This window comes from Bacillus sp. FH (assembly GCF_052216825.1).
Classification (GTDB): Bacteria; Bacillota; Bacilli; order Bacillales; family Bacillaceae_G; genus Bacillus_A; species Bacillus_A paranthracis.
Map to the genome: position 1 here is coordinate 561830 of NZ_JBQOUU010000001.1, position 13688 is coordinate 575517.

Annotated in this window: 14 protein-coding genes and 1 riboswitch; of the genes, 2 read left to right on the plus strand and 12 right to left on the minus strand. The window is 35.5% G+C overall.

What is annotated here, in order from left to right:
• Window positions 1–15: 15 nt before the first annotated feature.
• Window positions 16–1554, minus strand: a complete 1539-nt coding sequence (alo, locus tag ACTT1L_RS03075; RefSeq protein WP_442821788.1) for an anthrolysin O/cereolysin O family cholesterol-dependent cytolysin Alo — start codon at window positions 1552–1554, stop codon at window positions 16–18.
• A 408-nt stretch (window positions 1555–1962) separates the two neighbouring features.
• Between alo and ACTT1L_RS03080 the strand changes: the two genes are divergently transcribed.
• Complete coding sequence (locus ACTT1L_RS03080) at window positions 1963–3309, plus strand: short-chain fatty acid transporter (RefSeq protein ID WP_442821789.1); 1347 nt, start codon at window positions 1963–1965, stop codon at window positions 3307–3309.
• Between the two features lie 40 nt (window positions 3310–3349).
• Here ACTT1L_RS03080 and ACTT1L_RS03085 read toward each other — a convergent pair whose 3' ends face one another.
• The 4 genes from ACTT1L_RS03085 to ACTT1L_RS03100 form a co-directional block, all read right to left on the minus strand.
• Window positions 3350–3703, minus strand: coding sequence for a group-specific protein (locus tag ACTT1L_RS03085; RefSeq protein WP_061130531.1), 354 nt, complete (start codon window positions 3701–3703; stop codon window positions 3350–3352).
• The gene (locus ACTT1L_RS03090) at window positions 3700–4275 is read right to left on the minus strand and encodes an NAD(P)H-dependent oxidoreductase (protein WP_442821790.1); all 576 of its coding nucleotides are present in this window, start codon (window positions 4273–4275) and stop codon (window positions 3700–3702) included. Before ACTT1L_RS03090 ends, ACTT1L_RS03085 begins: the two co-directional genes overlap by 4 nt.
• A 23-nt stretch (window positions 4276–4298) precedes the next feature.
• Window positions 4299–4688: an SWIM zinc finger family protein gene (locus ACTT1L_RS03095; protein ID WP_048556804.1), complete on the minus strand. Its 390-nt coding sequence runs from the start codon at window positions 4686–4688 to the stop codon at window positions 4299–4301.
• A 252-nt stretch (window positions 4689–4940) separates the two neighbouring features.
• Complete coding sequence (locus ACTT1L_RS03100) at window positions 4941–5198, minus strand: hypothetical protein (protein WP_000171478.1); 258 nt, start codon at window positions 5196–5198, stop codon at window positions 4941–4943.
• Between the two features lie 100 nt (window positions 5199–5298).
• Window positions 5299–5397, minus strand: a riboswitch (SAM riboswitch).
• A 122-nt stretch (window positions 5398–5519) separates the two neighbouring features.
• Between ACTT1L_RS03100 and ACTT1L_RS03105 the strand changes: the two genes are divergently transcribed.
• Window positions 5520–5711, plus strand: a complete 192-nt coding sequence (locus ACTT1L_RS03105; protein WP_000545001.1) for a hypothetical protein — start codon at window positions 5520–5522, stop codon at window positions 5709–5711.
• 32 nt (window positions 5712–5743) lie between these two features.
• Here ACTT1L_RS03105 and ACTT1L_RS03110 read toward each other — a convergent pair whose 3' ends face one another.
• The 7 genes from ACTT1L_RS03110 to rraA all read right to left on the minus strand — a co-directional run bounded on the left by ACTT1L_RS03110 (window position 5744) and on the right by rraA (window position 13376).
• The gene (locus ACTT1L_RS03110) at window positions 5744–6466 is read right to left on the minus strand and encodes a YwiC-like family protein (RefSeq protein WP_061130529.1); all 723 of its coding nucleotides are present in this window, start codon (window positions 6464–6466) and stop codon (window positions 5744–5746) included.
• Between the two features lie 183 nt (window positions 6467–6649).
• Complete coding sequence (locus tag ACTT1L_RS03115; RefSeq protein ID WP_002170204.1) at window positions 6650–7351, minus strand: ECF transporter S component; 702 nt, start codon at window positions 7349–7351, stop codon at window positions 6650–6652.
• Window positions 7324–8985 (minus strand): ABC transporter ATP-binding protein, encoded by a 1662-nt coding sequence (locus ACTT1L_RS03120; RefSeq protein ID WP_442821791.1) that lies wholly within the window; start codon window positions 8983–8985, stop codon window positions 7324–7326. Before ACTT1L_RS03120 ends, ACTT1L_RS03115 begins: the two co-directional genes overlap by 28 nt.
• Window positions 8958–9836 carry an energy-coupling factor transporter transmembrane component T gene (locus tag ACTT1L_RS03125; protein ID WP_242277421.1) on the minus strand — a complete coding sequence of 293 codons (879 nt, stop codon included), beginning with the start codon at window positions 9834–9836 and terminating at the stop codon, window positions 8958–8960. Before ACTT1L_RS03125 ends, ACTT1L_RS03120 begins: the two co-directional genes overlap by 28 nt.
• Window positions 9837–9858: 22 nt before the next feature.
• Window positions 9859–10695: a DUF4430 domain-containing protein gene (locus ACTT1L_RS03130; RefSeq protein WP_061130526.1), complete on the minus strand. Its 837-nt coding sequence runs from the start codon at window positions 10693–10695 to the stop codon at window positions 9859–9861.
• Between the two features lie 57 nt (window positions 10696–10752).
• Window positions 10753–12558 carry a DUF4430 domain-containing protein gene (locus ACTT1L_RS03135; RefSeq protein ID WP_442821792.1) on the minus strand — a complete coding sequence of 602 codons (1806 nt, stop codon included), beginning with the start codon at window positions 12556–12558 and terminating at the stop codon, window positions 10753–10755.
• Window positions 12559–12896: 338 nt separating this feature from the next.
• Window positions 12897–13376: a ribonuclease E activity regulator RraA gene (gene rraA / locus ACTT1L_RS03140; RefSeq protein WP_000266068.1), complete on the minus strand. Its 480-nt coding sequence runs from the start codon at window positions 13374–13376 to the stop codon at window positions 12897–12899.
• Window positions 13377–13688 lie beyond the last annotated feature (312 nt).

The window sequence follows — 13688 nt, forward strand, 5'->3', positions numbered from 1 at the left end:
GCGCTTTGCTCCAACCTAATGACTAATACTAGCCGTCGGATATAATGTTGTTCCTCCAATTGAAACCTTTATTTCATTTGTTAATGGAACATTTTGTTCATTAATAATGGTTCTCCACCATTCCCATGCAAGACCTGTACATTCTCTTGCTACGATTTTTATATTTTTTGAATTTGGTGGAAGAGGGATTACTGTAGAGTAATGGGCTGTTTTGTCTTTGCCACTACCTTCCCATGTTTTATGTGTTAGTACTTCTTTCCCATTTTGATCAAATGTGAATTCATCCCAAGATACATCAAATTGCGCAACGTAAGCACCGTAATGATCAAGTGTCATTTTTGCACTTGAATATTCTGTAGTTGTCGTCTCGATATAATCTGTATTGTTATGAACAGCAGCAGTTGCATTATCTTTTAAGAACGTGCTTGTATATGAAATTGGATATGCTGGATTTTTAAAACTTAATTCAGCATTATCTTTAATGATATTTCGTATTTCATTGAAATCTTTTGTAACAACCTTGTTATGCTCTTTCGCATCTCCACCTAATACGACAGCAGTAAAGGTACTTTCTTCAAAAATATCTTTGTACTGTCCACTCGTTTCGACGCTGTTATTCTTCAGTAAAGCTTTAAAAGCAGCTTGTACATCTTTACTCTTAGATGTTGTTTCTAATTTTACATAAACCGTTCTACCATAAGCTACATTTGAAACCATAACAGGTGGAGCCGAATTACTTACTCCTTTACGAGTTAGCTCATCAAAAGTAACACTATTATCAAAGAGATCAGATGGATTATTAGGTAGTTCAGCACTTACAGTATAAAATATTTGTTTATATGCCGCCACCATCACTTTCTTTTCTCCATTTGCAACTGCATTAAAGTCAATATTTAGACTGTTATCAAGATATTTAGCATTAACATTAAGAGCACTTGCGATTTGTGATTTACTATAAACCATAGATTCTGTATACTGCATTCTTGCAGGTAACGTATGTGTTGCGGAATACTTTTCATTCCAAGTAGATACTAAATCATCTACTGCTCCAGCCACATTACCATATGTCGGATTTTGGACAGTGATTGTATTTTCTTTTCTCATACCAGGTAAGTCTATACTAATATTCAAAGGCTTTCTCTTAGCCACTAATAAACTCGGTTGATTGTCTGCAAAAGCTTTATTGGCAAGTTGTACAGCTCCTGGATACGTACGATTCGCTACAGAATCAATAATCGAAATATCGACTGGTGACGTTGTAAGTGATTTTTTCTCACGTTCCACTACTACAAATTTACCATTTGAATTGATACTTTCTTTCGGAACAAAACCCTCTATTTTATCACCATTTACAGCTAAAACCTCTTGATTATTATATGTAAGATTCCCTATACCAGTATCAATGCTACTAGCATTTTTAGTTATATCATTTGCATGATCGATTTGTGTTTCTGCGAAAGAAATAGATGAATAATTAAGAGTGCATAGACTAACTAATACACATGTAAGGAACTTTCTTTTCTTGGTATTTTTCTTAATGTTCAGAAAAATCACCCCGTTCTTTTTTTAGTAAGATATAATAATGATGGATATATGATAGCTAACGAATAAACTTACATAAACGCTTTTAAAAGTTCTTGAACTAAAGGAATTACTCCACCTAAAAATTTTAAAACTGCCATTGCGATTTCCATATTCCTTCCTCCTCTTTGCTGTATTAAGATGTGTTGTATATTTATGCTTTCATTATAATAAGCTTTTACATTTGCATCAATTCATTTTTATATGCAATATTTCATATTAGGGAAAAAGCAACTTTTTCTGTCAGGGTGATGATGCTACCACTCTTCTTGAACATATTTCAATCCTTCTAAAAATATCAGAATTTTCTACTTTTAAGAGGTTATGAACGAAACAACCTCGAATAATTGTAATACATATACATAAGGAGGTTGATCTATTTTGTTTCGTTCTTTTACTAATGGTTGCGTCGCCTTAGTGCAACGCTTCTTGCCAGAACCGTTTATTTTATCATGTTTATTAACTGTTTTCGTTATCTTCTTTGGTATGTTTGCAACGCATCAAACACCTGTGGAAATGATTAATCACTGGGGTAATGGCATTTGGGGACTTCTCGCCTTTTCTATGCAAATGGCACTTGTACTCGTGACAGGATCTGCTTTAGCAAACGCCCCTCTTATTAAAAAAGGATTAACGAAAGCGGCAAGACTACCGAAAACGAATGGACAAGGTATTATTGCCATTTCAATCGTAAGTTTACTAGGGGCGTACATAAACTGGGGATTTGGTATTGTTGTATCTGTTTTATATGCAAAAGAAGTAGCAAGACAGCTGGAAGGATTAGATTATAGACTGGCAATTGCTTCTTCTTACTCTGGATTTCTCATTTGGCATGCGGGGCTTTCTGCTTCTATCCCTCTTACGTTAGCAACAGGCGGAGAAACGTTAATGAAAACGACAGCTGGAAGGATTAAAGAAGCGATTCCAATCACTGAAACGTTATTCTCACCATACGCCCTCGTTCCAGTTATTATCTTTTTAGTTACGATGCCTCTCATTAATAAGGCGATGCATCCAGATGAAAAACATACGATTACAGTAGACCCTAGCGTGTTTCATGAAGAAGCTGCCGCTCAAGAGGTAGGGAAAAATACGTTCGCTGAGAAAATGGAAAATAGTATCATTATTACACTTTGCGTTGGATTGTTAGGTCTCATTTATATTTTCAACTACTTTTATACGAAAGGCTTTAACCTTACGCTAGACATCGTTATTTTTATGTTATTAATTGCTGGACTCGTTTTCCACCGTACTCCGATTCAATATATTCGCGCTTTTTCAGACTCTACGAAAAGCGCTTCTGGCATTCTACTTCAATTTCCGTTTTACGCAGGAATTATGGGGATGATGATTGGAGCAAATAGTGAAGGCCTTTCACTTGGAGGAGCTATTTCGAATTTCTTTATTAGCATTTCAAACGAAACGACTTTCCCGCTCTTTACTTTTTTAAGTGCTGGCATCGTTAATATTTTCGTTCCATCTGGTGGCGGTCAATGGGCTGTGCAAGCACCCATTATGATTCCAGCTGGCGCTGAACTTGGTGTACCTGCTGCAAAAACAGCAATGGCCATTGCGTGGGGCGATGCTTGGACAAATTTAATTCAACCTTTCTGGGCATTACCAGCATTAGCGATAGCTGGTTTAGGTGCTCGTGATATTATGGGATTTTGCGTTGTGAACTTACTATATGCAGGTTTTATCATTAGTCTATGTTTCTTATTTATTTAAACGAAAAGCTAGTTTTATACTAGCTTTTTTACATAATAAATCATTTATTTCCCACGCAATTTATTATGGTCTTCCACTCTATCTCCGTAAGATGTAATGCCTCAAATGCAAAAAAATCTTCACATACTTTTTCAATTAAATGTGGATTGTTCTTAAGGAAATCCCACTGTAATGCTTTAGGAAGAAAATATGTATCATATTCTTTACTTCCCCTTACTACTTCATCCACTTCTCTTTCACAAATTCCTCTTATCAAGTAGTCATTTCTTAATTGTATTTGAATTTGCTGAAATGTTTCGCTACATTTCTTCAATTGAAGTAAACATGTAATATACGTTCGAAAAAGTTCGTTATCATACCCACAACAGTTTATAATACGTTCCATTTCATTCATAATGTACGAGCCTTTTCTTCTATTTGTAATAACCACTTTTCCCGCTTCTCTCGTTTACTCGTTTTTACAGATTGAAATACTGACCGTTTTATATCGCGAATGCCGCAAAAACGTAAAACACCTCTCTTCATTATAATCCAATCTGCTGATCGATATAATAGTGCGACGTACCATAACGGTGAATCTAGCGTATTAATCACCCATGCCTTCTTCCCTTTCAATAACCCTTTAGGCAGAGCACCTTCATATTTATAAGCAAATCCAGCAACGAAAATACGATCAATAAATCCTTTTAAAATAGCTGGCATCCCCCACCACCATATCGGATAGATGAATAGAAGCATATCCGCTTCTTCTACTAATGTCCTATACCGAGCTGTTTCTTCTTCATTTACTAAATCACGTCTTTTCTTCTCTTCATTAAATACAAGGACTGGATCAAATTGCTCCTTATATAAATCAAGTACGGTAACTGAATGATTTGTTTCCTTTAGTCCTTTTTGCACATGATTTAAAATTGCCGCGTTAAAACTTGAAGAACTAGGATGAGCGTATACAATGAGCACATTCACTACAAAACAACTCCCTCTATAAGTTAAAGTTTCCCCTTCTTTAACATCTTCTCTACAATTTGCACGTTTTTTGAACTTTGCAATAAACGATTTAATACTGTGAGTAACTCTTCCTTTTCTAAATCTTTCAGTTTCTCTTTCACCTTACTCTCACCAGCATCTTGCATATCATAAACAACTGCCGCCATATGCTTACAATAATTTTCATATGGACATTCACAATTACTTTCTGAAAAATCTTCGAGATCGATGACCACTTCATAATCCCCTGCATTTCCAGTTACAAATGCAAATACTTTATTATTATGTATTTCTACATCTTCTACATGTCCATCTTCATAATATTCATATCCTCTATCAATAATATATTTCGGAATATGCCTATATAGTTCTTTTATTAAATAAGCGTACATAACAACCCCTCTTCCTTTAATTCCCTTTTGACTTCTAGAGCCACTGCATGTTATTCTAATAACTGTCAAATAGCAAGTCTATATGACAAAACGACTGACACCTATTCGGCGAAGGTGTCTCTTTTCATTTGCAGCCGATATGAAGTGCCTCTTTCAGGCACATTCAATCTTTGACACTACACACTCAACACCATTCCCTGTATCAGGCTGCTTAAGCAGTCTTTTACTCTACATACTTCAAAAAAAGAGAGCTTAGCTCCCTTTTCTCGCCTTATAAAATACCCCTTTTTCAGTATAGAGATATTCATCAGCTAATGTAATTTTCCCATCCAGTTTCAGTTCATCTAATAGTCTTGATAAATAAAATTGATGTAACATCTTTTTCGTGAATTTTCCTTCATGATGCGAAACGATATGTTCTTGAATATCTAACAATGATATCGGCTTATCTTGCTCTATCATATATTCATAAACTGTACTACGCAGTTTTACGTATTTTTCGAGTGTCACAGTAACGCGCAACCCCTTTCTTCTTAATATAAATTTTCGTAATCGGTTTTTTTGCAATAAAAAAACCTCTCCGATAAGAAGAAGTTACGTATATATCTTCGTCTTATCTCCCAGAACAAATATGTTCTGCTGGAATTAGCACCTGCATCGCGGTTGCTGGGTTTCATCGGGCCAGTCCCTCCACCTCTCTGGATAAGAAAATATTCACTTAATTCTTACTATACGTAATTTCATTTCAATTGTCAAACAAATATAACAAATTATATTTTCTTCTTTACTGTTCATACTATACATATATGAGTATGCAAGGAGGATTATGAAATGCACGAAAATGCCCGCGGATATGTCCAAGACTCTTTTCAATCATTACAAGAAGCAAAACAATGTTTAGAAGCAGCATTACAGACTGTTGAAAAAGATTTTAATCGCGCTCGTATTGAGCAATCTCTTTATGCGATCGAACAAGCTATTCAACGCTGCGATTACACCGTTCACATTTTAGAACAAGATTGAAAAAACTTCCCATCATAAGGTGGGAAGTTTTTTCAAATGGCATACTTCATAATTATTGCCGTTATGATTAAAAAATATACAGAATTCACAATTTCTAAAATCCCTACTTTTATAATAGAAATTTTTTTGCCATACAATATAATGGCTCGAATGACACTTGGTATAAAAATAAGAGAACACAACGGATTAATAGCAAATACGATGACCGTTAACATGATATGATAACCCCAAGATATATAACGATACTTCGGATTATTTTTCTCACGTATCATCGTTTTCACATAAAACGTACTTCCTAAAAAATATAAAAATGAAATAAGCGCAATAAATAATGCTGTTTTATCTATCAGTTTCATTGAAAAATAATAACTAACTAAACCACCTATACAGAAAACAATAATTGCACTAACGTCATTTAATAATGCTCTTTCATTTTTTTGACGAGCGTAATACATATTTACTATAAAGAATGGAATCATGACTATTACGAATAAAAGAATGCGCCATTCATATAATAGAGAAATCATCCCAAATATGACCGCAATAATAAAATATACAATTGAAGCATGTAAATACTCTTTTTTCCGTTTTTGTTTTATGTACATAAGAAATGGATACGTAGCTAAATAGATAAAGAACCAAGCTAAAAACAATGGAATATGATACATAGTAGGTTTCCCAAGTATGACACTTAATAGAAATGGTATAACAAGCATCGCCCATGCACCATGTTGCTTCGGAATAACTAACTTCATTAACTATACACCTCCCTTTTGAAAATAATTCTCACCTACTATTATACAAATAATTTTATATGGTAACGGATATATATTGGACTATTTTTTGACAATAAAAAATGCTCCTTACAATATGTAAGAAGCATGAAAGAGGCAAACGAATATGTAAGTCGCGACCCTACCTTATATGAGTATGCTTTTCTATACCATGTTATGCTTATCCAATATGCCATATTTCTTTTTAAATCTTGTAAGAATCGTAATCCAAGACGTACTAAATAATAGTAAGAAAACAACATTCGAAATTGCATGGCTCAAATCGAAATAAAAACTTGCGATATAATACGAAATGACTGTTTCCCACGTTGCCTCTCGTATAAAACCGAGAAGTCCCCAGAAATTCATGATCCAGCCAAATAAAAATCCAACAAACAATCCGTATAGTAGTCTTCCCCATAGCTTTTTCATTAAGAACGTATTACGTAATAATCCAGCTATAAAACCAATCATACCCCATGAAAACATTTGCCACGGCGTCCACGGACCTTGTCCTAAAAAGATATTAGACACAATCGCCGCTGTTGCCCCGATCATAAATCCAGTTTCACTTCCGAACACGATTGCAGAAACAATAATAACAAAAGAAGTCGGTTGTACACTCGGTAAAATAGAAAATGGTACGCGGCTCACTGCTGCAATTGCTGCTAACACGGCAACGAGAACAATTTCACGTGAAACAAACGCCTTTCTTTCAAAGCGGATATAGAAAGGTAACATAATAACGACTAATAAAAACAAACTACTTAACATGTAATACCCATCCATGATAAGTGTAGTAAAGAGTAATGTGCCTATTATTACTGCAAAAATACATATTATGAATGCAACATATCGTTTGGACACGCTTCGTACACATCCTCCCACGTTAATGCATATGGCAATTCTTTTCGAATGAATCGATTGATAGATGTTGTATAAAAGAAGTTGCCACTAAAAAATTCCTTCGGTGCATTATTCATAATGACTGCTCCATCAAATAACATCATACATTGATCCACGTATTTCGCTGCAAACTCAATATCATGCGTTGCCATTACAATTGTTGTACCTTCTTTTTGCAGTTTCCTAAATAACTCTCCTACTCTCTCTTTCTTCCATGGATCGAGTCCCTTTGTCGGTTCATCCAGTAATAATAAAGTCGGCTTTGATAATAACGTTGTACATAATGCAAGTAGTTGTTGCTCTCCCCCGCTACAATCATGTGGATGGCGTTCTTTAAGTGCATATAGCCAAAACTTTTTAAGCTGATGTTCTGCTATTTCGTTTCCTTGTTCTCCATATAATTCACGCGCTCGTTCATACACTTCGTCCCACACTGTATCAAATGTAAAATGATAATACGGATGCTGTGATACATACCCAATACTTTTAAATCGTTCTTTCGAATCAACTTTATGTATCACTTTCCCATTCCACTTTACTTTCCCTCTTCTCGCTTTTTGCAATCCAGCTAAAAGCGTTAACAGTGTAGACTTCCCTGTCCCATTCTTTCCAACGAGAGCTACCCATTTTCCTTTTTCAATCGATACTGTTAAATCTCGTAAAATGAGCGGACTATTTTTTTCATATTGGAATGAAATATGCTCGGCACTTAAAATGACTTCTTGCTTTTCACTTTGTGCTATTGGCTCACTTACATATGACATCGCTGAAAAATCATTCATTTTCATTTGCGCTTCTCGCACTGTAAACGGAATATCTTTCGTATTCCACTCTAAAAACAATCTTGGAATTTGCGGAATAAATGGCCGGAACTTTTCTACTTCCCACATATTTGCTACAACCGTTTTCGGACTACCGTCATACACGATTTGGCCGTTACTCATACAAATAACGCGCGTTGCAAGTGGTATTACTTCATCTAAACGATGTTCACTTAAAACGATCGTAATTCCAAGTTCTTCATTAATACGCTTTAACAATCCTAAAAACTCTTTTGCGGCAATTGGATCTAACTGCGCTGTCGGTTCATCTAATAATAATAATTTCGGTTGCATTACTAATACGGCAGCTAAATTAACAAGTTGCTTCTGTCCGCCAGATAACGTATGAACAGATTGATGCAATAAATCTTGAAATCCTAAGAAACTAATGAGCTCTGCTATTCTTTTTTGAATAATATGTGATGGTAATCCAATATTTTCTAAAGAAAACGCTAATTCTTGAATTACTGTATCCATTACGAGTTGATTTTCTGGATTTTGAAATACCATACCAATTTCTTGAGCAGATAACAAATCCGGTACATTTTCTAATAAAGTACCATTATAATATGTATCCCCAGTACGCTTACCGATTGGAAGTAATTCCTTTTTAAAATGTTTTAATAAAGTCGTCTTTCCAGATCCTGATCCTCCAGCAAGTGCAATAAACTCTCCTTTTTGAACAGAAAGAGAAATATGCTGTAACGCTTCTTCGTTTTCATCAGCATATACAAATGATAAATTGTTTATTTCTGCATGCGCCACCATACCCATTCCCTTCCTTCCATTATGATTGGTAAACTAATAAACATCGTAAATACAACAAACATCATCCCATCGTATTGCTGAAATAAAATAGATTCGACTTTCGGATAAATGATTAACTTTCCCCCGCCATACGTACTACATATAATAGCAACTATAAATAGAATACTTAAACAACTGAGCGTATACCAATCTAGTTTTTCCATTCTATAGCGAATATATGTCGTACGTTTCGTTACACCAAATCCACGAGCTTGCATAGAATCTGCCGTTTGCAGTGCATCTTCCAATGAACAAATTAATAATACTTGCAATAGTTGCATACCATTTTTCACACGTTCCACAATGGAACCTGCATCTACCTGTACACCTTTCGTCTTTTGGACGAGTGTTATTTTCTGTAATCGCCTCATAAACAAAGGAACAAATCTCACTGTAATCATCGTTAACAATGCTACTTTCGGTGAAATTCTAGAAAACAAATATAAAAATTTATGACTTGAAATAATATCATTATACGAAGCAAACGTAAACATAATCGCCACTAGTAATAACCCCATTACTACTCCAAACATAATTGCCTCAAGTTTAATACGGCTATCACCTAACCAAAATAATGTCGTTCGGCCTCTATGTGTTAATAGCGAATTAAATAAAATGACCATAAAAAAGAAAACGATTGTGCTCGGTAACATCTTTCTTACCTTTTCGCTATTCCCTTGCATCACATTTAAAATAACAATTAATAGTATTGCTCCAATTAAAAAAAGAGGATGAAGACACATCATACATAGTATCATCACCCCGATATAATAGAAAAAATTCACAAAAGGATGTAAAGAAGAAAAACTTATTTTCATAGTCCTTTACCGAATGCCTTTCTTATTTTAATACAAACACCCACTCGATTGTATCGCCTGGTTTTACTGTAACTACACCTGCACTATGGTTTGGAAACGCACCGTTCACACGATATTTCCATCCACTAGTAGCGGTAATATCTTTTTCATATAAATCATTAATACCTTTTACATAAACTCCATCTTTAGAGCCCATTGCATCCACATCTAATCCTGTACGCTGCAATACTTTATAAACTGTATCACCTTCTTGTACATCCACCTTTTTTGCACCTAATAAATATCCTTCATTACCTTTTACTGAGATCGTAACTTGTTTTGCTTTAGGTACTGGTACTGGATCTGGTTTTGGTTTTGGTGGTTCAGGAGTTGGTACTTGCGGAGTCGGTATCGTTTTCTCCTCTTTATTCGGATCAATCTTCTGCTCCTGCTTCGGTGTTTCTTTCGGTTGATTTACAACCTTCGCTTCTTCTTTTACTTCTGGTGCTTTCGGTTGTTGCTCTTGTTGTTTCTCTTCTTGTGCTTTTTGTTGTTCTGGTTGTTTATTAACAGCAGGCTGTTCCTGAGGTTTTTCTTCCTTCTTTACTTCCGGCTGTGCCTGCGGCTTTTCTTCTTTCGGCTTCTCTTCTACTTTTTGTTCTTGTTTCTCTTTCTGTTCGTCTTGCTTATTTTGCTCTTGTTCAGCTTGTTTTTCCTCCGGTTTTTCTTCCGGCTTCGCTTCATCTTTTTTCTCTTCTTGTTTTGCTACTTCTTCTTGCTTCGGTTCTACTTTCTTCTCAGGCTTTACCGCTGCCTCTTCACATCCGGCAAGTAGCCCAAGTGAAAGCAGTAAAGAAATAAACCATTTCATCTTACTCATGTTGCCTCTCACCTTTCATATTAAAAATTAGGAGCAAATGATTGCTCCTAATTTTTGTTAAGCTGCTTTACGTCTCCATAATACATATGCAGAAGCAATACATAATACACCCATACCTACTTCTGTCGCTGCACTATGAGAAGATGCTCCTGTTTTTGGTAATGTGCTACCGTTTCCGGATTTTTTATTTTTAACCGGTTCGTTATCCACAACAACTTTTAAAGTGTCATCTTTTGTTTCTTGTTGCACTTGTTTTTGTTCTTCTGGTTGTTCAGTAACTTCTTTTTCCACCACAACATTTTCTGAATCTACATTTGGTTTTGGATTAATTTCAGTAACAGATTCAGTTGACCAGTCATAAATCGATTTTCCAAGGTCTTTAAACTGAAGTAAAGCTAATAATGCTTGCTCTGTTGCCATTCCGCTACCGGTTTGATCGCCTGGTAACCATTTAAATTCACCATTTGGAAGTTGATATGACAATAGATTTTGCACTGCCTTATGAAGACGGTTTTGATCTACATCTTTCACAAGGGATAATCCAATAATTGCTTGCGCAACACTATTAGAATTCTCTTGTCCATCAGCAGAGAAACCGCCATTTTCTAGTTGTTCATTATATAAGTATGCGACAGCCTTTTGCACAGCTGGTTTCACATCTTCACGGTCTTGATAAGGAGCTAATGCTGATAAAACCATACCTGTTACATCAACGCTACTCGCGCTGTCTTTACTGCTTGCACTATCATAAGTCCAGCCGCCATCCGTATGCTGCGCGTTTAAAAGTGCATCTACTAAAGCAACTCGATTCCATTTTGAATCTACTGGAATTTCATATTTTTTCGTATCAAATGCAAGTAAAGCAAATGTATAACCTGTAACAGAATTCACTTTATCTGATTCGTACAATTTTTGAACTAAATTATGTTCGCCTACCATTTTTGGGTCTGCATTCATTGCATTCATCATAATAATCGTTCTAGCTAAATCTGTCGCTGAAAAACGATTAACGCGCTTTTCTACCTTTTCAGTTACAGCCTTAACATAATTTAATTTCGCCTCGATTGGTATATTCTTTCCAGAACGAGAAAGACCTAGCGCTACCCAATCACTTTCAATTCCATCTTGTAACATCTTTTCAGACGTCTTAGAGATCGCGTCATTTACTTGTGCTGCTGGAATTTGAATGTTCTCTTGCTTTGGTTGTTCTGGTTTTTCTTGTTTTGGATCATCCGTCTTCGGTTCTTCTGGCTTTTCTTGTTTTGGATCATCCATTTTTGGTTCTTCTGGCTTTTCTTGTTTTGGATCATCCGTCTTTGGTTCTTCTGGTTTCTCTTGCTTTGGATCATCCGTCTTTGGTTCTTCTGGTTTTTCTTGTTTTGGATCATCTGTTTTTGGTTCTTCTACAGTTTTACAAGTACCAAATTTATCTAATGTTTGTTGTAATGTTTCTTGACTCATATTGTTCCAGTCTGAAACAAAGCGGAAAACAACAACATCTCCAGATTTTAATTTATAACTATCCGCTCCAACTTCTGCAGATTTATCATTTACATCATACAGCCAGCCACTTGTAGCCCCGGCCATTAGCCCATCAATGCCTTTTACATACGTTCCAAACGACATCGTTTCAGCTTCTACTTTGTCCCCCATGACTTTTTGTAGCAAGCTTAAAGCTGTTTCCCCATCTTTAATTTGCTCTTCTTTCGGACATAACATAATGCCCTTTTGTGATTCACCAATAATTGCAAGTTTTGCTGTATTTCCTTCAGCAAACGTAATATGTACTGTATTCGCAAAAGAAACAAATACAAGTGTAACTGCCATTAACGACGTAAGCAGCCATTTTTTTAATATTGCCATCCCAAAATTTCCTCCCTTACTACTATTCACACAAAAAAAGGCCCTTCAAGGGCGTGCAATTGACACTCTTTTTTTGTAAGTGTCGAACAAACTGTGCAACACCTCCTACCCGCATCATTCGCGGCTATATTTGTATAGGAAAAATAATTTTGTTCATGAACGTATCATTGTGATAACATTCACTTTTCTAGGCACAACTTACTTCCATTTAAGTTATCGTAAAACGATAAACCTATACATTCTGTTAATTTTAAATTTCTGTATTATTTTACTATTGACAAAGAATTTTGTCCATGCTTTATCGGATTTATTTTCTAAGAATAGTAACTTACTAACCTTTAACGATGCAAACTCTTTTCACTAATAATGACGCCATCTTCATCCACATACACATATTCATTCGGCTTCCATTCAACTTGCCCAAATTGCAATGAAATATTTCGTTCTCCTTTCCCTTCTTTTACACTTCTATTCGGCATTGTCCCTAACGCTAAAATACCTATATTTATATTCTTTAGTTCACTAGAATCACGAACGTATCCATATACAATAATTCCTGCTAGCTTTCTTTCCTCCGCAATAGCTGCCAAATTATCACCGAGTAACGCACAATTCGTAGACGCTCCCCCATCAACAACTAATACCGTTCCTTCTGGTAATGTTTGTAATCCTTCCTTCACTAGTACATTATCATCCTTCACTTTTACCGTTGCAATTTTCCCGTAGAATTTTTCTTTCTTCCCAAAAGACCGAAAAGATTGGCGACATATTTGTAATTTATTTTCAAACTCATCACATAGATCCGTAGTTTTCCACATCTTTTTCCCTCTTTTCTTTTTACTTTCTATTTAACATATTCTTGGATTATTTTCGTTTCCCTGTCTAATGTTGCAAGAATTTGTATGTGCGGGAAAAGGACAGAAAAACTATTGCCTTAATTGCCGTCATAAGGTAGGCTGAACGCTTTTGTTTCGCTCATAATAATTTTTGAGGGCGAATGTTTGTTTCTTTTTGTCTTACGATATAATGTAGATAAGAAGGGAATAGATTGTAAGACAACGAAATTAGATAATGATTATCATTCCGCTACTTGATCCAAAAGGAATTTCGATGAAGAACATATTCTTGTT